Source organism: Faecalicatena faecalis, from assembly GCF_012524165.2.
Lineage (GTDB): Bacteria > Bacillota > Clostridia > Lachnospirales > Lachnospiraceae > Faecalicatena_A > Faecalicatena_A faecalis.
This window is the reverse complement of record NZ_JABACJ020000005.1, coordinates 83520-101933: the sequence shown is the minus strand read 5'-3', so window position 1 is coordinate 101933 and position 18414 is coordinate 83520. Positions and strand designations below refer to the sequence as shown.

At 45.2% G+C, this 18414-nt stretch carries 21 protein-coding genes and 1 other RNA gene; 6 read left to right on the top strand and 16 right to left on the bottom strand.

The genetic code is table 11. The features are described from left to right. Positions 1 to 19: 19 nt before the first annotated feature. The 3 genes from rpoZ to HGO97_RS07465 are packed head-to-tail and all read right to left on the bottom strand — an operon-like array spanning position 20 to position 1831. Entirely contained in the window at positions 20 to 265 is a 246-nt protein-coding gene (gene rpoZ, locus HGO97_RS07475; protein ID WP_216240690.1) for a DNA-directed RNA polymerase subunit omega, read from the bottom strand. A 6-nt stretch (positions 266 to 271) separates the two neighbouring features. Next, a complete protein-coding gene (gene gmk, locus HGO97_RS07470) occupies positions 272 to 907 on the bottom strand; it encodes a guanylate kinase (protein ID WP_216240804.1) in 636 nt (211 codons plus the stop codon). Positions 908 to 952: 45 nt separating this feature from the next. Continuing rightward, positions 953 to 1831, bottom strand: coding sequence for a YicC/YloC family endoribonuclease (locus tag HGO97_RS07465; protein WP_216240689.1), 879 nt, complete (start codon positions 1829 to 1831; stop codon positions 953 to 955). A gap of 202 nt (positions 1832 to 2033) precedes the next feature. Here HGO97_RS07465 and HGO97_RS07460 point away from each other — a divergent pair, with 202 nt between their 5' ends. Together HGO97_RS07460 and HGO97_RS07455 are read left to right on the top strand one after the other, a co-directional pair. Further along, complete coding sequence (locus HGO97_RS07460; protein ID WP_216240688.1) at positions 2034 to 2219, top strand: hypothetical protein; 186 nt, start codon at positions 2034 to 2036, stop codon at positions 2217 to 2219. A 29-nt stretch (positions 2220 to 2248) separates the two neighbouring features. Beyond that, positions 2249 to 3985, top strand: a complete 1737-nt coding sequence (locus HGO97_RS07455) for an Rqc2 family fibronectin-binding protein (RefSeq protein ID WP_216240687.1) — start codon at positions 2249 to 2251, stop codon at positions 3983 to 3985. Between the two features lie 114 nt (positions 3986 to 4099). Here the strand turns inward: HGO97_RS07455 and HGO97_RS07450 are convergent, their stop codons facing one another. The 3 genes from HGO97_RS07450 to pheA all read right to left on the bottom strand — a co-directional run bounded on the left by HGO97_RS07450 (position 4100) and on the right by pheA (position 7470). Then, the gene (locus tag HGO97_RS07450; RefSeq protein ID WP_216240686.1) at positions 4100 to 4948 is read right to left on the bottom strand and encodes a DUF6612 family protein; all 849 of its coding nucleotides are present in this window, start codon (positions 4946 to 4948) and stop codon (positions 4100 to 4102) included. Between the two features lie 64 nt (positions 4949 to 5012). Next, positions 5013 to 6308: an ATP-binding protein gene (locus tag HGO97_RS07445; RefSeq protein WP_216240685.1), complete on the bottom strand. Its 1296-nt coding sequence runs from the start codon at positions 6306 to 6308 to the stop codon at positions 5013 to 5015. 31 nt (positions 6309 to 6339) lie between these two features. Beyond that, the gene (pheA, locus tag HGO97_RS07440) at positions 6340 to 7470 is read right to left on the bottom strand and encodes a prephenate dehydratase (RefSeq protein ID WP_216240684.1); all 1131 of its coding nucleotides are present in this window, start codon (positions 7468 to 7470) and stop codon (positions 6340 to 6342) included. 154 nt (positions 7471 to 7624) lie between these two features. Here pheA and HGO97_RS07435 point away from each other — a divergent pair, with 154 nt between their 5' ends. From HGO97_RS07435 to HGO97_RS07420, 4 genes are all read left to right on the top strand, one after another. Then, positions 7625 to 8002 (top strand): putative ABC transporter permease, encoded by a 378-nt coding sequence (locus tag HGO97_RS07435; protein WP_216240683.1) that lies wholly within the window; start codon positions 7625 to 7627, stop codon positions 8000 to 8002. Between the two features lie 135 nt (positions 8003 to 8137). Further along, positions 8138 to 8674 (top strand): nitroreductase family protein, encoded by a 537-nt coding sequence (locus HGO97_RS07430; RefSeq protein WP_216240682.1) that lies wholly within the window; start codon positions 8138 to 8140, stop codon positions 8672 to 8674. 38 nt (positions 8675 to 8712) lie between these two features. Next, on the top strand, positions 8713 to 9633 hold the full coding sequence (gene pyrB, locus HGO97_RS07425) for an aspartate carbamoyltransferase (protein ID WP_216240681.1): 921 nt from the start codon (positions 8713 to 8715) through the stop codon (positions 9631 to 9633). Positions 9634 to 9666: 33 nt separating this feature from the next. Beyond that, positions 9667 to 10110 carry an aspartate carbamoyltransferase regulatory subunit gene (locus HGO97_RS07420; protein ID WP_216240803.1) on the top strand — a complete coding sequence of 148 codons (444 nt, stop codon included), beginning with the start codon at positions 9667 to 9669 and terminating at the stop codon, positions 10108 to 10110. 38 nt (positions 10111 to 10148) lie between these two features. Here the strand turns inward: HGO97_RS07420 and HGO97_RS07415 are convergent, their stop codons facing one another. From HGO97_RS07415 to HGO97_RS07370, 10 genes are all read right to left on the bottom strand, one after another. After that, complete coding sequence (locus HGO97_RS07415; protein ID WP_216240680.1) at positions 10149 to 10694, bottom strand: flavodoxin domain-containing protein; 546 nt, start codon at positions 10692 to 10694, stop codon at positions 10149 to 10151. Continuing rightward, a complete protein-coding gene (locus tag HGO97_RS07410; RefSeq protein ID WP_216240679.1) occupies positions 10687 to 11178 on the bottom strand; it encodes a MarR family transcriptional regulator in 492 nt (163 codons plus the stop codon). Before HGO97_RS07410 ends, HGO97_RS07415 begins: the two co-directional genes overlap by 8 nt. Positions 11179 to 11349: 171 nt before the next feature. Beyond that, positions 11350 to 12003, bottom strand: coding sequence for a CatB-related O-acetyltransferase (locus HGO97_RS07405; protein ID WP_216240678.1), 654 nt, complete (start codon positions 12001 to 12003; stop codon positions 11350 to 11352). Positions 12004 to 12182: 179 nt separating this feature from the next. Next, positions 12183 to 12446 (bottom strand): CD3324 family protein, encoded by a 264-nt coding sequence (locus HGO97_RS07400; protein ID WP_216240677.1) that lies wholly within the window; start codon positions 12444 to 12446, stop codon positions 12183 to 12185. Between the two features lie 164 nt (positions 12447 to 12610). Then, positions 12611 to 14698, bottom strand: a complete 2088-nt coding sequence (locus HGO97_RS07395; protein ID WP_216240676.1) for an EAL domain-containing protein — start codon at positions 14696 to 14698, stop codon at positions 12611 to 12613. Between the two features lie 125 nt (positions 14699 to 14823). Continuing rightward, positions 14824 to 15199: RNase P RNA component class A (rnpB, locus tag HGO97_RS07390), an RNA gene on the bottom strand. Positions 15200 to 15294: 95 nt separating this feature from the next. Beyond that, positions 15295 to 15777, bottom strand: a complete 483-nt coding sequence (gene rnhA / locus HGO97_RS07385; protein WP_216240675.1) for a ribonuclease HI — start codon at positions 15775 to 15777, stop codon at positions 15295 to 15297. 45 nt (positions 15778 to 15822) lie between these two features. Further along, positions 15823 to 16557 (bottom strand): MBL fold metallo-hydrolase, encoded by a 735-nt coding sequence (locus HGO97_RS07380; protein WP_216240674.1) that lies wholly within the window; start codon positions 16555 to 16557, stop codon positions 15823 to 15825. Further along, entirely contained in the window at positions 16554 to 17042 is a 489-nt protein-coding gene (locus tag HGO97_RS07375) for a MogA/MoaB family molybdenum cofactor biosynthesis protein (protein WP_330654208.1), read from the bottom strand. The genes HGO97_RS07380 and HGO97_RS07375 overlap by 4 nt, the downstream gene beginning before the upstream one ends. Positions 17043 to 17112: 70 nt before the next feature. Next, positions 17113 to 18390, bottom strand: a complete 1278-nt coding sequence (locus HGO97_RS07370) for an amidohydrolase (RefSeq protein ID WP_216240673.1) — start codon at positions 18388 to 18390, stop codon at positions 17113 to 17115. Positions 18391 to 18414 lie beyond the last annotated feature (24 nt).

Here is an 18414-nt window from a genome sequence, read left to right as displayed (position 1 = left end):
ATCTGCCTTCTTTTCTTGATTATTCTTCTTCCGCATTCTCAGCGATGATCTTTAACTTGCCTTCATTCAGCTCCTCAATTGCTGTTGAAAGCGGCTTTTCTCCGTCCTTTGCGTTCACAAGCGGGAGTTCACCGTCGATTAGCTGTCTTGCTCTCTTTGATGTTGCAAGAACGATAGAATAACGACTGTTGACGATCTTAGTCTCGCCTTCCTCTACGTCTTTGTTAACGACTTTCATTAAATCAGTGTAAGATGGATGTAACATATCTTATCATTCTCCTTTCAAACTTCTGCTTAAGTCTTCTTTGATTTCTTTCATAAATCCTGTATTACGAAAACTTCTGTGATGCTCGCCCTGGATAATCGTGTGCATCTGCTTCGCACAGGTCTCCAGATCATCATTGATAATCAGATAATCATATCTGTCCATGCCTTCGGCTTCTTCCACCGCGCGCTTCATCCTGGATTCAATGACTTCCATTGTCTCCGTACCTCTGCCCACCAGACGTCTCTTCAATTCTTCTGCTGACGGAGGTGTGACAAACAATAACAGGGTATCCGGGAATGCTTTCTTCACCTTTAAAGCTCCCTGGATCTCGATCTCAAGAATGACATCCTTCCCTGCATCAAGCTGCTTCTCTACATAATCACGCGGGGTTCCGTAATAATTTTCCACATACCTAGCATACTCTATCAATTCATCTTTCGCAATCATTTTTTCAAATTCTTCCCTTGTTTTGAAAAAATATTCTCTTCCGTCTACTTCTCCCTCTCTTGGACTGCGGGTCGTTGCGGAGATTGACAATGCATAGGTATCCTCATACCTGCTCAACAGCTCCTTCATTAAAGTTCCCTTGCCGGAACCAGAAAATCCTGATACTACGATTAGAATTCCTCTTCTATTCATCATGATATCCTCTGCTTTTCTTTCTTTTTATTGAGTCTTCTTTCTTTATTCGATATTCTGTATCTGCTCTCTGACCTTCTCGATCTCCGTCTTGAGACCAATGGCACAGTTGGAGACCTCCAGGTCGTTGGCCTTTGATAAAATAGTGTTGGCCTCCCGGTTCATCTCCTGGGCAATGAAGTCCAGCTTGCGCCCGATGCCTTCCTTCTCCTCCAGGGTATCCCTCATATGGCTGATATGGCTCTTTAAACGCACCACTTCTTCGTCCGTACAGATCTTATCCGCAAAAATAATCACTTCCGCTGCGATCCGGCTCTCCTCCATCTGTGTATCGATAAGCAGCTCCTTCACCTTTTCTTCCAGTTTTGCCCGGTACTCTGCCACGATCTGAGGAGAACGTTCCTCGATCAATGCAATCAGCTTCTCCATGCCTGAAAGCTTCTCTAAAATATCCTTCTTGAGATTACCGCCTTCTGTCGTCCTGGTCTCCACGAACTGGGCAAATGCCCCTTCCAGTGCCTCTTTTAAGCCATTCCAGAGTTCTTCCTCATCCTCGCTGTGTTCCTCCATCGTAAGTACCTCCGGGCAGCGTGATAAAGTGGAGACACGGATATCATTCTCCAGGTGGAACTCTTCCTCCATCTGCTTAAAACACTTCATATACTCAGCGGCCAAAGCAGCATTGTACTTTAATGATACCTGATTCTCAGATGTATCTTCATATGTAATAAAAATGTCAACCTTCCCTCTGTTCGCATACTTCTTGAGCAGAGTACGGATTGATGTCTCAAAAAAATTAAGCTTCTTCGGCATCCTGATATTCACATCCAGATATCTGTGGTTCACACCTTTAAGTTCTACAGTGAACTTTCGGGAATCCTTTAAGACCTCACATCTTCCGAAGCCTGTCATGCTTTTTATCATGGTCGTTCATCCTTTTTATTTACTAGATTTTGCTAATTACGCATTATGAAACATTATACTCCCTACTGCCCTATCAGGTCAACCTTACATGTTAAGATTCCTCTGATTCTTGACATTTTGGGGCGGCAACGATACTATAGTATAGAAAAACACGCCACACTGGCATATAAAGAAAGACCGATACACAGGAGGTGGTATTCAGATGGCAAAAACTTCTGCAGGCGGTCAGTTCGACACGCTTACAATAAAACTCCCGAAAGGGACAAAGGATAGGATCAAGAACCTGTCTGGGAAAAATGAAACAGCATATATAACTGACCTGGTGTTAAGGGATCTGGAGGTCCTTGAAAAACGCCAGAAATCAGGCCCTGATCTTTTTATCATATAAAAATGGGCCTTTAAAAGAAAGGAATGAACATGGCATTTGACGGAACATGCGTGGCCTGTCTGGTCCACGAATTAAAAGAACAATTATTAAATGGAAGAATCGCCAAGATCGCACAGCCGGAGACAGACGAACTGCTTCTGACCATCAAGTCAACTTCCGGCCAGAAAAGGCTCTGCATCTCTGCGAGCGCATCCCTCCCACTGATCTATCTGACCGATTCGAATAAGCCAAGCCCCATGACAGCGCCCAATTTCTGCATGCTCCTGCGTAAGCACATCAGCAATGGACGGATTGTGGATATCTACCAGCCAAAACTGGAGCGGATCATCCATTTTACAATTGAGCACTTGGACGAGCTGGGAGATCTTTGTAAAAAAGATCTCATCGTGGAGATCATGGGAAAGCACAGTAATATCATCTTTTGTAATGAAAACGGCATGATCATCGACAGTATCAAGCACGTGTCTGCTCAGATGAGTTCCGTGCGTGAAGTATTGCCTGGCAGAGATTACTTTGTGCCGGATACGATGGAAAAATCAGATCCCTTAAGTGTATCGGAATCTGATTTTATAGAGCTTCTCATTAAAAGGAACATGACGCTTGCAAAATCCCTTTATACAAGCTTTACCGGAGTAAGCCCAGTGGCTGCGGAAGAGATTTGTACGCTCAGCGGAATTGATTCTTACCTTTCCCCGAAAGAGCTGTCCGGGGATACCTTCAAGCATCTGTATAATCAGTTTACCATTTACTTTTCTGCGGTAAAAGAGGGACGCTTCTCTCCTGCCATTTATTATGATGGAAAGGAACCAAAAGAATTTTCTGCACTGCCTTTGACACATTTTGGCGGTTATACGAGAAAAGAATTTTCCAGTATATCAGAAGTGCTGGAGACCTACTATGCTTCGAAGAACACCATTACCCGAATCCGTCAAAAATCAGCCGATCTGCGTCACATTGTACAGACTGCTCTGGACCGGAATAAAAAGAAGTATGATCTACAGCTAAAACAGCTCAAGGATACGGAAAACCGGGATAAATACAAGGTCTATGGGGAGCTGCTCCACACCTACGGCTACAACTTAGAGCCGGGGGCAAAGAAGCTGGAAGCCCTTAATTACTATACCAACGAGATGATTACGATTCCTTTGGATCACACTAAGACACCGCAGGAAAATGCGCAGCGCTACTTTGACAAATATAATAAACAGAAACGGACCTTCGAGGCGCTCTCCAAGCTGATACAGGAGACACAGGATGATATCACCTATCTGGAATCCATCAGCAATGCCCTGGATATTGCCCTGACAGAAGATGACCTGGCAGAGATCAAGGAAGAACTGATCAATGCCGGATACATGCGCAGAAAGTTTACAAAGAAAAAAATCAAGATCAAAAATAAACCGCTCCACTATATTTCCAGTGACGGCTTCCATATGTATGTAGGTAAAAATAATCTGCAGAATGATGAGCTCACCTTCCATTTTGCCGTTGGGAATGACTGGTGGTTCCACGCGAAGGGAACTCCCGGCTCTCATGTCGTCGTAAAGACGGAAGGACAGGAACTTCCAGACAGGACATTTGAGGAGGCCGGACGGCTTGCGGCTTACTATTCCAAGGCCCGGGGCAGCGAAAAAGTAGAGATCGATTATATCGAGAAAAAGCATGTCAAGAAACCTAATGGAGGAAAGCCGGGATTCGTCGTATATTATACGAATTACTCCCTGATGATCGACAGTGATATTTCACAGATCCAGGAGCTTTCCTGACCCATATGAACAGCACTTAAGCCGGGATAACAAAGGAGCGCCTGCCATCCATTTGGATGCGTGGGCGCTCCCTCTTTTCTCTTAAGATAAAATTTTCGACAGCTCTTTCTTGAATTACATATCCGAAGACTGTCCCGTCATATTCTGTACCTGTGTACAGGAATCTTTTACCTCTTGCGGCACTAAAATTTCCTTCACATCATCAAATCCTGTATACCCGAGTTCTATGGTAAAATCATTGACATTCGTGCTCTTATCGTACTTATCATACAATTCGTTCATCACATCTGTCATATCCACAATAACCCGTGCGGGAAGCATGTCCTCCTTATAGACCTCGATCGTAACTGGCACTTCCAGGCTGGTGATGGCATCCTCATCTGGAATTTCTACCAGTCCAAAGGCTCCCATCATATCCAGGCCCATGAATTCCAATAATTCTTTACCTGTGACATTCCCATACATCTGATAGCACTCCTTGTGATCTACTTCTACATTCTGCTCAGCAATCCGAAAGGACTCGATCGAATCTCCTGCTTCCTGGAAAAGATTCCCGTTAAAAGTACTCTTCTTTGAATTATCAGAGGCCTCTCTGCTCCACTTATCGTACATGCGGCTGTAAGTGACGGCTTCCCTGCCCTCATTTACCTGATAAATTTCGATATCACTTCCCAGCTTCGTGCCTCCAAATTCTACCTCTGCGCTTCCTAATGCATGTCCTGCCTTCGGCTTTACTGTATTTTCCATCTTCATATCCATGTTAATCTTCATGGTATCCAGCACATCTTCCAGCTCGATATCCATACGCAGTGTATTTGTGACAGATTTTGCTTTTGCAAGATTTGTTGAAACCGATGCCATCATTTTTTTAGGCGTCATTTTACTGCTGCATCCGACCGTCAAAATTGTACATAATATGCCCAATAAAATGATGCTTTGTCCTTTTTTTACATATTTAATCATGAATTAACCTTCTTTATTTTTATTCAGAAATCAATCACTGCGGACCGTGAATAGTCACCACCACTTATTCACTGCATCCTAGCAGATAATCGATGAACTGCTGCGCTGTCCGTCCGGAAAGTCCACCGTGAGTCAGCTCCCACTTATTTGCTGCAAGGAGCAGCTCCTCTTCCGGCATATCGATCTGATTCTGTTTTGCCAGCTCTTTTACGATCTGCTGGAATTCCTTTTTGCTTGGTGAGCCAAAATAAATCGTCACACCAAACCTTGCAACCAATGACAGCTTCTCCTGTACAGTATCATTGGTATGTAATTCTTCATCCCGGTCCGCCTTATCCTTAAATGTCTCGCGTACGAGATGACGGCGGTTGGAGGTCGCATAGATCAGCACGTTCTTTGGTTTCTTTTCCAAACCACCCTCGATCACTGCCTTTAAGTATTTATATTCAATCTCAAATTCCTCAAATGACAGATCATCCATATAAATGATGAACTTATAATTCCTGTTCTTGATCTGCGCGATCACATCGTTCAGATCTTGGAACTGATGCTTATATACCTCTATCATACGCAGTCCCTGATCATAATATTGATTCAGGATCGCCTTGATGGAGGAGGACTTACCTGTGCCTGCATCTCCAAAGAGAAGGCAGTTATTTGCTCTTCGTCCTTCCACAAATGCGCGGGTATTATCGATCAGCTTCTTCTTTGCGATCTCATATCCGACCAAGTCATCCAGATGTACATGAGCAATATTAGTGATCGGCACGATTTGAACGCCCTCATCTTCCGGGTGCTCAACACGGAATGCCTTATGAAGTCCCAGCTTCCCGACACCGAATTCCCGATAGAACTGTGTCAGAGTCTCTTTGAATGCGTCCACGCTCCCGGCCATACCGAGTGCTTTTGCCAGTCCGCAGATTCTGTCCCGAATCCGCTTGTTGAACACCTTACTGCCCTCATTTACATTCTTATAGTTCATCAAAATGGAGAGGCAGTCCACATCCAGTGCCTCTTTCAGACCGCTGAAATCATAGTCAAATAATTCTTTGAACACGGCAAAATCATGGAGTGCGATCTCATTGATACTGCCCTCCACAGGTCCCACGATCTCGCAGGAAGTACTGTAAGCATTCTCATCACTGGCCAGAAGAAATGTCAGATAGGTATGCCACAGATTCCCTTCGAAGCCATGACTTGTTGATAATTCGAGCAGTGAATTCACACACTCGAATACAAGGCTCCTTAAATCCTCCCGATTGTAATATTCATTGTCATAGTTCTCCATCAAAAATGTCATATCCAGGAGAAGCTCCCCGTATTCCATATTTTTATAGAGCATCAATTCATTTGTACGCATCTTCATCCCTCTTTATTCTTGTAATCCTTTTCTAATAATTTCCAAGTATCTTTAAGTTTCTCGCTTCTTCACGGAGGCCTCGAATCGCATTCTTCACAGCCGCATCCGCCATGTTGCCCTCAAAATCCACAAAGAACCGATATTCCCAGTTTCTTCCCTCCATGGGGCGTGACTCGATTTTAGTCATATTCAGATCATTGTAGATAAAATGAGACAAAATACGGTATAGAGAACCGCTCTCATGAGGTACTTCAAAACAGATACTGATCTTGGATGCATCCTGTAAAAAGATTTTCTGATTGGTCACCACGATAAAGCGGGTCGAGTTATTCGGCTCATCATTGATTTCATCCTGCAGGACGGACAATCCGTGGACCTTTGCCGCATAGGCACTGCATACAGCCGCCTGCGTCTTATCCTGGTCCTCCAGGATCTTCTTCGCCGCAATGGCCGTATTCACCACGCTGATTTGCTGCCAATTGCTGTGCTCATCCAGAAAACGGGAGGTCTGCATCAATGCCTCCGCCTTGGAATACACCCGTTTAATCTCATCCAGATTCGTTCCCGGAAGACCGGAAAGTGTATGGGTGATCGGAATGATCGTCTCCGCTACGATATAGTTTTCAAATTCCACGAGCAGGTCATACATCTCATTGACCGCTCCCGCAGAAGAATTCTCGATCGGAAGCACTGCATAATCTGCAGAACCTTCCTCAATAGCCTCCATGGCATCCCGAAAAGTCCGTACGTGGAAGCTGTTGCAGTTTTCACCAAAATAGTGCTGCATAGCTGCCTGACCATAGGCCCCTTCCACTCCCTGAAAGACTACACGGGCCTTGTCCTTATTAAGAGAATCCACTTCAATAAAAGGAAGGCGTCCTAATGCCCCTGCCTCTACAAGAAGCTGATATTGAAGCTTCCGGCTCATGGACATGAGCTGTTCATACAGTTCCTGGATTCCTTTCTTGTTAAAGTCGCCGGATACCTTTGCGGAAACGGCTGCCAGCTTCTCCCGCTCCCTTAGCTTATCGAACACCTTCCTGCCCGAATTCACCTTGAACTCACCGACTTCTTTACATACCTGCATCCTGTTCTCATACAGCTTTACAAGCTGGTCATCAATCTCATCCAACTGTAATCTCAGTTCTTCCAATGTTGCCATCTTCACTTCTCCTTTGCACTAACAATACTTATTGAACAGCCGCTGTTCAACAAATGTAAGGAATATTATAATACATTTGGAGTTATAAGCCAATATCTTTTTTTCCTGGAATCACCGCGTATAAAATAGGAGTTCTTGAAACATACTCTTTCATATGAAGAATAAATTTATCATTTGCGGCACTTTGGGCTGGTGCATGGAGATTATTTTTACAGCCCTTAACTCCTTCAAAAAGAAAGAATTTACTTTAGTCGGCCGTACCTCCATCTGGATGTTCCCAATCTATGGAGCCGCCTGTCTTCTGGCCCCTGTCTGTCGGCTTCTGAAGGGGAAAAACACCTTTTTAAGAGGCAGCATTTACACATGCTGCATTTTTCTCGGGGAATTCTTATCTGGCAGCTTCCTTAAGAAGCATCATGCCTGCCCCTGGGATTACAGCCATTCCAAATATAACCTGAAAGGAGTCATACGATTCGATTATGCCCCTCTGTGGTTTGGAGCGGGACTTTTATTTGAAAAAATTCTGCGGTAGGATCTGCCAAGTTAAGATTACCACCTCACAGGGGAGTTTCCTTATCCCCTGTAAAACCTTCAAAATTCCAGTTGAAAATCCCCCTGTTTTAGTATATGATTAGTTGAAGAGAATTTCAGATAGGGAGGTAAACATATGAACGTTATTGATTGTATTAAGACTCGAAGAAGCATCCGTCAGTTCAAGCCGGACAAGATTGACCATTCAATGATTGATTCTATTGTACATGCAGCATCCTTTTCCCCTTCCTGGAAAAACACTCAGATTACCCGATATATCGCAATCGAAGATTCTTCCCTTCTTGGAAAGATTGCTGATGAATTCACCCGCAATAACAATTCTAATATTGTCCGTCAGGCACCAATGCTGATAGCTGTCACTTTTGTAAAGGGACGGTGTGGGTTCGAGCGCGATGGCTCCTATACGACCAAGAAAAAAGACAGATGGCAGATGTTTGATGTGGGGGTCGCATGCCAAACCTTCTGTCTTGCAGCAAAAGAGCACGGACTTGGTACGGTAATCATGGGGATTTTCGATGAAGATGGAATCACCGGGCTTCTAAATCTGCCCAAGGACAGGGAACTCGCTGCACTGATTGCTGTCGGCTATCCTGATATTGATCCGGAAGCACCGAAGCGCAAACCCGTTGAAGAATTACTCGAATACAGATAAGATTAAATATGTCCTGTGGACATATAAGGAGGTTGTTTATGAGACACTTAATGAGTCCTCTGGATTTCTCCGTTGAGGAACTTGACGAACTTTTAAATCTTGCGCAGGATATCGAGGCGCATCCTGACAAATATGCCCATGCCTGTGCCGGGAAGAAACTCGCTACTTTATTCTATGAGCCAAGTACCAGGACCAGACTCAGCCACGAGGCTGCCATGCTGAACTTAGGCGGAAGCATTATGGGCTTCTCCTCTGCAGATTCCAGTTCTGCCGCAAAGGGTGAGAGCGTTTCTGATACGATTCGCACGATTTCCTGCTATGCTGACATCTGTGCTATGCGTCATCCAAAAGAAGGTGCTCCGATGGTAGCCTGCCAGCACTCTTCTATCCCTGTGATCAACGCAGGTGACGGTGGACATCAGCATCCGACACAGACATTGACTGACCTGCTTACCATTTTAAATGTGAAGGGCCGTCTCAACAACATGACCATCGGTTTGTGCGGTGACTTAAAATTTGGACGTACTGTCCACTCACTGATTCATGCGCTGGTACGCTACGAGGGAATCAAGTTCATCCTGATTTCTCCAGAGGAATTGAGACTTCCTGACTATATGCGTCATGATGTGCTGGACAAGCTGAACATTCCTTACAAAGAAGTGGTCCGTCTGGAGGATGCGATTCCAGATCTGGATATCCTGTACATGACACGTGTACAGAAGGAACGTTTCTTCAATGAGGAAGATTATGTCCGCATGAAAGACTTCTATATTTTAGATAAGAAAAAGATGAAACTGGCTCCTGAGGATATGTACGTGCTTCATCCGCTCCCAAGGGTGAATGAGATCGCGGTCGAAGTCGATGATGATCCAAGGGCAGCATATTTCCGCCAGATGCAGTACGGAGTCTATGTCCGTATGGCACTCATCCTTACTCTGCTGGATATCCACGTGGATTAAGAGCAGCATAGATTAAAAGAAAGAAGGTACGATATAGTGAAGACTACATTAAACGTTGGCCGTATCTCCGAGGGGTTCGTACTGGACCACATCGAAGCCGGCAAAAGCATGGAAATCTACAAATACCTGCATCTTGACAAATTAGACTGCTGTGTGGCAATCATCAAGAATGCAAGAAGTAATAAAATGGGAAAAAAGGATATCATGAAGATCGAATGTCCGATAGACTTCATGGATCTCGATATCTTAGGATTCATTGACCACAACATCACGGTCAATATCGTTCAGAATGAAGAAATCGTAGATAAAAAGCGTCTGACACTTCCAAAAGAGATCAGAAATGTCATCCGCTGTAAAAACCCACGCTGCATCACCTCCATCGAGCAGGGCTTAGACCACGTTTTTGTCCTGACCGATGAAGAAAAGCAGATCTACCGCTGCAAATACTGCGAAGAAAAATATACGGATAATAAATAATAAATCTTATTGGGGGCCTGACCTTTTTTACAAAGAGGTCAGGCCCTTTTGTGTCCACCATTTTCAAAATAGTTTACTAATTCACGGATGTTCTCCTTCTGACAGAAATCAAAGGAATGGGCGATCATCCTCATCATTATCTTATCCTCCTGTGATGGGTCTGCCTTTTTTGCCAACATTGATACAAATGCTTTCATCATCAGTTTATACGTAAGGCTCATCTTCTCATAATTTAGTCCAGACTGTAAATAAAATGTTGGAATCTTTTTACGCTCTTCTTCCGTAAAATTCGCATCCATAGTTTTCTGTATCATTTCTTTTTCTTCTTTCGGAGTCGCACCTGTTCCGAAGACGAGCAGCCCAACTGCAGGATACTGCTTCATCTGATTCTTTATCTTTTTCAACCCTTTGATCTGTCCTGCATAGAAGCCGCCGCCATAAATGACTGTCTGGTAATCTGCTGGATTCTTATGCCGCCATTCTTTCTGATTCACTGCCTCACATTTTAGTTCTTCTGCGATCCACTGGGCATACCTTTGTGTAAACCCCGTTTCAGAAGTATAGACTACTACCTGCTTATTCATGTTTTTCCTCCACATATTGTTCGATTTTTTCAATATTTTCCTGTAGCTTCATGAATCCATGATACAGGCTCTGTGTCTCCTGCTCCGAAAAATCCTGAAATAAAAGTTCCAATACTCTTTGCTGCATTTCCCCTACACGATTTGAATATTGAAGCATTTTCTCATCCAGAACTACACAGACTGCCCTGCTGTCTCCTCTTCTTTTTTCCAGCTTCAAAAACCCTTTCATCTCCAAGGACAATGCAATTTTCTTCACATTCTGTCTGGAGCATCCCATCAGCCTTCCCAGGTCTGTCAATGACATTGGCTCATCTGCTGTTCCTGCCATTGCCAGTAAAAGCCACTGCTTCATCGTAATTTCCTCATCCAGCTTATCACAGGCCGTCTGCAGTCGGTTCTGAACCAAGAAGATACTGGCAAAAATCCCCTGCTTCTGCATCCACTCATTAGCCGAATAATCCTGAATCAATTGTCGTAATTCCATATTCAATCCTTTCTAATTTAACAAATAGGTAACTTGTTACTTTTTATTATAGTAACAAGTTACCTATTTGTCAACTACATTTTCAAAAGGGGCAGCCCACTTTTGTACCTCCATTTTCAGAACCGTTTATCAATTAATGAGACCGGCGGTTCTATCTTGATCTTTACCAACTCATTTGCCTTCTTTTATACGATTCATACGAAGTGCTTCGATCTGTCCTGTCTGAATATCTGCAAGATGTTCCGCAATACGCTCCTTCGGCCAATTCCACCACTTTACCTCAAGCAAATCCGCAATGACCTCATCCGGGAATCTTTTCCTGATGGCTCTTGCAGGCACACCGCCCACTACTGTATAGGGCTCCACATCTTTGGTGACAACGGCCCGGCTGCCGATGACAGCACCATCCCCTATCGTCACCCCTGCAAGGATAACAGCCTCATAACCGATCCATACATCATTTCCAATCACAATATCTCCTTTATTATCCCAGGCGTCTGTCACATTTCTTTTATCCAGTCCCCACTCTTCAAAAAATAATGGGAACGGATATGTGGAGAGCGATTTCATCGTATGGTTTGCACTGTTAAATAAAAATTTTGCACCACAGGCTATCGAACAGAATTTTCCAATCAACAGCCTGTCATGGTTGATTGGATAGTGATATAACACATTATTTCTCTCAAAATCGACTGGATTGTTTACAAAGTCGTTATACATCGTATACTCTCCAACACTGATATTTGGATCTGTGATAACCTTCTTTAAATAAATCGTTTCTTGGTCCCCTGTTCTTGGATAAATCCTTTTCTTTGAATCAACCATCTTATCTCCTCCTGACTGTGCTTCTCTATGTCTCTATGTTACCAGCGGTCCACCAAAGACTTCAATATACACAATACTGCGGTACCATTCTTTCTTATCGAATTGAATCTGAGAACGGCCAGAACCCCTCCCTATAAAAAACGATTCAAAAAGGACCGCCATAACAGCGGTCCTCCCTTCTATCTCTGATATATGATTTTCCGAATTGCATAGACAGAAAGACTGTAACGTTCTGCAAGCTCCTCTAAGGAGCTTCCTTTATTGTAGTCCTCCATGATCTGTCCATTCCTTTTAACAAGCTCTGCTCTGTAGCCAGTCAACTCGCCCCAGGATCTATGCTGTCCATCTTTGGCAGGAACATAAAGGTAACCTGCCTGAACATACTTCTGGAGTTCTTCCACCAGTTCGGTCGGAAGAATCTGATCTGCATTAATATATTTCATATGAGCTTCCTCCTTGATTGATAAATTCAAGCAGCAAAGCCAGCTATATGAAATCAGCGACTCATCCTTACTCCCTGCAAATGTCGCTGTGATACTGGCTTTGCAAGGAGCCATACATCGTTTTTACGTTTCTGATTCTGACACATCATATCTCACCTGATCTTTTATAATTTCTTTCCATCTAATTGTACCCGTTCCTTAAGCTGGTCCAGAGGAATTGCCGGACTGTACAGATATCCCTGATACAGATTACATCCAAGTTCCTCCAGGCCCGCACGAATTTCTTCTGTCTCCACATATTCCGCGATCACTACGAACCCCAGATTCCTGCCAAGAGACACAATTGAGGAGATAATCTCCTGATTCCGTTTATTCTCCAGCATCCCCTGTACAAGTCTGCCATCCAGCTTCACCGCATAAAAGTTATTATTCTGCAGATACATCAGGCTGGTCCTTCCCATGCTGAAATCATCCACCTCTGTCCTGATTCCTGCGGCTTTGAGCCTTCCGATCTGATGAGGAATGTCCTCCATTCTGTCCACAGAGGCCTCTTCTGTGACTTCCAGGGAATAATGCCCCTCTATCCCATAGGACTGAGCCATTCGAATGACACGATTGATGAACTGTTCTGAATTCAACTGATCTGCAGATATATTTGCAGAAACTGTGATATCACTGCCCTGGTTCAAAAGCTCGCGGCAGGCCTCCATAGAGATCTTCACTACGACCTGGGTCAGTCGGTCATAAAATCCATCCTCCTTCGCAAGTGCTACTACAAGGGGCGGATAAATCGTCCTGTCCAGATATTTCCAGCGCAGCAGAGCCTCGCTCCCTACCAAGGTCCCCGTATTATCATACTGGGGCTGATACCCCATGGTGACCCTTTCCTGCTCAATATCGATTCGAAGCTTTTGCGCAATATTTCTCGCAAGCAGTCCCTTACTGTCATGACGTTCCAGGAGGCGGACGTTCTCATCCCCTTCCAACTGGAGCCTTTTAAAATGCTCTGTGAGCTCATTGAGCAGCATCTCCGCCTGTTTTTCCTTTACACGGTCCATCAAACAGATGAAAGGTGCATACACCGCGGTGCCTGCCGCCAGTATCACAAGCTGCACCACTGCTCCCCTCCAGGACCCGGAGGACAGATACCCACTGAAGAAGACCGGCGTCGTCCAGGTCACCTGTCTTCCCAAAATCGGCAAAAATCCTATCACAGCCGCACCATAAGAAATTAAAAGTGAAATCACCGGAGTCAGGATAAAGGGCAGGAACAATACCGGATTGAGCACCACCGGAAGACCATATACCAAAATCTCATTAATATTGAATATCACGGCCGGAGCCGCTGAATAGGACAATTGACGATTCTCCCTGCCCCGGGAACAGATCAGCAGAGCCAGAAGCAGACAGATCGATGTCCCGCATCCGCCGATCATAGCATAACTGTCTAAGAACGACTTAGAGATCACCGCACCGGCTACCGAGTCTTTGGGCATGAGATACGTCTGGGCGACCTGCTCCAGAGCATTACCACCGTGAATACCAAAGACCCACAGAACATTCAGCACCACCACATATAAAACACCTGCTCCAAGTCCATCGTTGACATTGTGGAACAGATATACGATTCCACTGGTCACCAGATCATTTAAATTCTCGACATGGAACAACTGCTGTATCACCAGATTCAGCCCGATAAACAAGAGGGCACAGAACAGAAGCGGGTATATTGCAGAAAGCGAATTCCGGTAATCCATATCCGAGCCCCTGGAACGAAACCGGTAGGCTGCCGACAGCTTCCCATAAAACAGATAGAACAGCCGCGTCGCTGCGATGGACGAAAACATGGCCGTAAATACCCCCACCGGCCCCAGGTCATTTAACTCCATCGATCCACTGGCCGCTCCGAAGGAAGCAGCAAAACAGACCATAGAGACCACCATAGCCATGACCTGCAAAAACACATCATGCTCCTTTAAAGAACTGGAGTAATAATAACTGATGCTGATGACCAGATATACGGACATGAATCCCACCGTAGAATCAAACAAAAAGTTCAATACTGTCTCCATGACGCCCCCGGCCCATCCTGTTATAAAATTCTGGAATGCAGCCACCGGAAAATTCAAAAACAGCAGAGAAAAGGAGCCTACCAAAAGGACAGGGATCAGAAGGATAAATCCCTTTTTTATCGAGGACAATATCTGGTTGTTCTCAATCTTATAAATTGCACGAAGTACTTTCAAGTACATGCCCTGCCCCCTTTTCCCTAAATCTGTAAAGCAAAAATTCAAAATCCTCTTCACTGCCTGATGATTAAAAAAATGATGCCGTAAACTGATCACGGCACCATCCCTGTTGTTCTTCTTCATAAAACTGGTTAAGCAAGACGATAAGCCGGGTTATGTCGTTGGACAATCATCTATCTAGGCCTGATGTCGCCACCAGGCTCAAGCGACCTACCTAAAGCGTGACGGGCCGCCACATCGCTTATATTCGGTCTTGCTTCGGATGGGGTTTACATGTGCCCTTTCTGTTACCAGAAAGGCGGTAGTCTCTTACACTGCCTTTCCACCCTTACCGGAACACGAGACCTGACAAATGTCAGGAACGCCTTCCGGCGGTTTATTTCTGTTGCACTGGCCTTGGAGTCACCTCCACCGGACGTTATCCGGCATCCTGCCCTGTGAAGCCCGGACTTTCCTCGCCTGCAGCCTTTCGGCTCATGCAGCCGCGATTGTCTGTCTTACTTAACTTGTTTATTATACTATGTATTTTTCTTCCTGTCCAGAATGAATGACAGGTTTTGCAGTAAATTTGCAAGTAAAATCACATGAACATAAAAGAACTAATTCTGCCCCAGTCCTTCATCCACGATCAGCCCGCTTCCATCCGCCGCCGTTGTAGCCAATTCGTCACATCGTTCATTCTGTGGATGTCCATCATGTCCCTTGACCCAATGGAAGGTCACTTTATGCTGTGACTTAGCCGCCAGCAGCCTCTTCCAGAGATCCACATTTTTAACTGGTTCATTCTTTCCTCGTTTCCAGCCCTTTTTCAGCCATCCGTCCACCCAATGCTGATTAAAGGCATCCACTACATACTTCGAATCTGAATAGACCTCCACCTCACAGGGACGGTTCAGCGCCTCAAGCCCTGTAATGACCGCCATCAGCTCCATCCGGTTATTCGTCGTCTTCACATAGCCCTGTGAAAGCTCCTTTGTATGAAGCTCTCCCTTTGTATCCACATATTCCAGTACGGCCCCATATCCTCCCGGTCCATCCGGGTTGCCTCTTGCCGCACCATCCGTATATAATTTCACCTGCATGTCTTCTACATCACTCCCTGTTCTGATTATTCTATCATTTGAATACTATTCCAATATATCCCGTACACTTTGGGCAAAGGACTTCTCCTTTTGTATCTGAAGCTCAAATACCTGGCCTTCCTTTGTAATTCTCTGTATTTTATCGACGTACTCCTGTGCACTCTCCTCCAGCATAAGCCGGTCAAAAATACCATAATTGTCCCAGAAATGCATCGGAAAAACAGCTCTTGTGTCTGTCCGCTTCATAAAACAGTCCAGCCCTAAGTGATACTGTTCCCCCAGCCTTGGGTCCACCGGCACAAAGGCAATATCGATCTTTTCCCCATTCAGCTTATTGATCTCATATTGATAGTTCCGCCGCATCAAAGTATTGTATTCCTTGCTTTCTTCCTCCCAATGCCACCAATTCAGGTCTCCTGCATGGAATAAGGTAATCCCCTCATACTGAACGAGAAACGCCACGCCCTCATCTGTGGAGCGCAATGTCCTTACACGGCACCCTGCGATCTCCTGGTCCTCATTCGGCCCCATTGTTCTGACATCCTGAGACTCTTCTGCCTCTACATCACTGGATAGGATATAATAGATTTCCGGGAGATATTCCCTTAGTTTAAAAATATCCTTTCGGTAATGATCATGATGTACGTGACTGACAAAGACAAAAAATGGCTTTCCTGTCTTGATCTCTGGCAGTTCTCCTTTATAATAGTCAAATAGAAAATAGGCTCCTTCTAATTCTACTAAAAAGCCGCTGTGGCTTAGATAGGTTACTTTTATCATAGACTCAATATCTCCACTACTTGTACTAATTCCGGCAGAATATATTCCAGACTGTCCATTGCCGCCTTTGCATTCTCCGGCAGGTTCACGATCAGTGTATTCCTTCTGATTCCGGCATTGGAACGATCCAGAATCGCCTTCTTCGTATAACGCAGATTATAGGCCCTCACAGCCTCTGGAATTCCTGGCAGGAGCCTGTCAGAAATCTCCGCCACTACATCCGGCGCACAATCACGCTTCTGAATTCCCACGGCACCTGTTGTCAGTACCAGATCCACGCTGTCTGTATCTGTCAATCTCTTTAAGACAGCAGTCAATACCTTCCGGTCCTCTGGCAGGACGCCTGCTGCCTTCACATCAAAGCCCACCTGCATCAGCATCCGCTTCAATGCATTTGCCGCTGCACTCTCCTGCTTTGCTTTATATAACCCTGTATCCAACGTAAAAATCGCTGCTTTCATCTCATGTGCCCCTTTTCTAATCATCTACACCCTGTGTCTATATCTCCTGTCTTGGAAAATCCATCCCCCTCAGAATTTCTTTTCCTCTGTCCTTTTACCCTAATATACGTCTGGCTGATTCATTTGCCCTGGCAAAGATCTCTTCCTTGGAAGAATCCAGATAATAGTTTCCATCCTGATAAAGCACCCTGCCTCCGACCATCGTCATCTTCACATTCTGCTTGCTTCCACTGTAGACCAGATTCTTCTCAATATTCTGCAGCGGCTGCATATTTGGCTGCTGCAGGTCGATCAGGATCATATCTGCCTTCTTGCCCTCTGCCAAGGTATCGCACTCTGGAAGCCCCATTGCATATGCTCCGTTGACTGCTGCCATCTTTAGCACTTCCATCGCCGGAACTGCCTCCGGGTCATCACAGACGGCTTTCTGCAGTCCGGTAGTCAAAAACATCTCCCGGAACATGTCCAGACAGTTGTTGCTGGCCGGTCCATCTGTACCGATCGCCACAGGAATCCCCATATCCAGATACCGTTTTACTGGCGCGATTCCACTGGCAAGCTTCAAATTGGAGGCCGGGTTCGTCACCACATAAAGACCTCTCTTTTTTATGATATCAAAATCCCCCTCATCCATATGCACTCCGTGGAACAGCCCGCCGCCATGAGCGAACAGCCCCAGAGAATCCATGTATGCAACAGGTGTCATTCCTGTGCGTGTCCTGCAGTCCTCCACTTCCTTCTTAGTCTCAGAACAATGGACATAGACCGGGATTTTATACTTTTCAGAAAGACCTGAGAGTCCTTCCATCAATTCTCTGCTTGTCGTATACTCTGCATGGAACCCGAGCTGATAAGAAATCCGACGATCCGGGTCCTGATTATACCGGTGATAATCTTCTTCTACCTCCTGAATCGTTCCTCCAAAATCATTGATGCTCTCACAGATGACCATCCGGTATCCGGTGTCCTTCACCGTACGCTCGGCCGCAGGTTTGTTCAGGTACATATCGAAGACAGAGGTGATTCCGCTGGTCAGGTATTCCATGATGGCCAGCTTATTCAGCCAATAGATATCCTCCCCTGTCAGCTTCGCTTCCGCCGGGAACACGCGTGTATTCAGCCACTCGTCCAGCTTCATGTCGTCTGCATGGGAACGTAAAAACGTCATCGCAGAGTGGGTATGTGCGTTCTTGAATCCAGGCATGAGCAGGTTGCCCCTGCCGTCAATCTCCTGGTCCCACTTTTCCTTAGAATCTAATATCACAGGCCCTGCATAGGCAATGGTATCTCCTTTTACCCACACCTCACCGCGGAAAATCCCCTTTCCCGCCTCCATGGTCAGAATCCTTACATTATAAATCCGTATATTCATCTTCTTGTCCTTTCTCCTCTCTAA

What these genes read in the sequence shown, in the direction of transcription:
- HGO97_RS07415 (WP_216240680.1), bottom strand. Translation starts at nt 10,694, where the DNA reads ATGAATAAGCAGGTAGTAGTCTATACTTCTGAAACGGGGTTTACACAA.
- HGO97_RS07465 (WP_216240689.1), bottom strand. Translation starts at nt 1,831, where the DNA reads ATGATAAAAAGCATGACAGGCTTCGGAAGATGTGAGGTCTTAAAGGAT.
- HGO97_RS07380 (WP_216240674.1), bottom strand. Translation starts at nt 16,557, where the DNA reads ATGATAAAAGTAACCTATCTAAGCCACAGCGGCTTTTTAGTAGAATTA.
- HGO97_RS07375 (WP_330654208.1), bottom strand. Translation starts at nt 17,042, where the DNA reads ATGATTAGAAAAGGGGCACATGAGATGAAAGCAGCGATTTTTACGTTG.
- pyrB (WP_216240681.1), top strand. Translation starts at nt 8,713, where the DNA reads ATGAGACACTTAATGAGTCCTCTGGATTTCTCCGTTGAGGAACTTGAC.
- rpoZ (WP_216240690.1), bottom strand. Translation starts at nt 265, where the DNA reads ATGTTACATCCATCTTACACTGATTTAATGAAAGTCGTTAACAAAGAC.
- gmk (WP_216240804.1), bottom strand. Translation starts at nt 907, where the DNA reads ATGAATAGAAGAGGAATTCTAATCGTAGTATCAGGATTTTCTGGTTCC.
- HGO97_RS07395 (WP_216240676.1), bottom strand. Translation starts at nt 14,698, where the DNA reads ATGTACTTGAAAGTACTTCGTGCAATTTATAAGATTGAGAACAACCAG.
- HGO97_RS07445 (WP_216240685.1), bottom strand. Translation starts at nt 6,308, where the DNA reads ATGCGTACAAATGAATTGATGCTCTATAAAAATATGGAATACGGGGAG.
- HGO97_RS07410 (WP_216240679.1), bottom strand. Translation starts at nt 11,178, where the DNA reads ATGGAATTACGACAATTGATTCAGGATTATTCGGCTAATGAGTGGATG.
- HGO97_RS07435 (WP_216240683.1), top strand. Translation starts at nt 7,625, where the DNA reads ATGAAGAATAAATTTATCATTTGCGGCACTTTGGGCTGGTGCATGGAG.
- HGO97_RS07455 (WP_216240687.1), top strand. Translation starts at nt 2,249, where the DNA reads ATGGCATTTGACGGAACATGCGTGGCCTGTCTGGTCCACGAATTAAAA.
- rnhA (WP_216240675.1), bottom strand. Translation starts at nt 15,777, where the DNA reads ATGCAGGTGAAATTATATACGGATGGTGCGGCAAGAGGCAACCCGGAT.
- HGO97_RS07370 (WP_216240673.1), bottom strand. Translation starts at nt 18,390, where the DNA reads ATGAATATACGGATTTATAATGTAAGGATTCTGACCATGGAGGCGGGA.
- HGO97_RS07430 (WP_216240682.1), top strand. Translation starts at nt 8,138, where the DNA reads ATGAACGTTATTGATTGTATTAAGACTCGAAGAAGCATCCGTCAGTTC.
- HGO97_RS07460 (WP_216240688.1), top strand. Translation starts at nt 2,034, where the DNA reads ATGGCAAAAACTTCTGCAGGCGGTCAGTTCGACACGCTTACAATAAAA.
- pheA (WP_216240684.1), bottom strand. Translation starts at nt 7,470, where the DNA reads ATGGCAACATTGGAAGAACTGAGATTACAGTTGGATGAGATTGATGAC.
- HGO97_RS07450 (WP_216240686.1), bottom strand. Translation starts at nt 4,948, where the DNA reads ATGATTAAATATGTAAAAAAAGGACAAAGCATCATTTTATTGGGCATA.
- HGO97_RS07405 (WP_216240678.1), bottom strand. Translation starts at nt 12,003, where the DNA reads ATGGTTGATTCAAAGAAAAGGATTTATCCAAGAACAGGGGACCAAGAA.
- HGO97_RS07400 (WP_216240677.1), bottom strand. Translation starts at nt 12,446, where the DNA reads ATGAAATATATTAATGCAGATCAGATTCTTCCGACCGAACTGGTGGAA.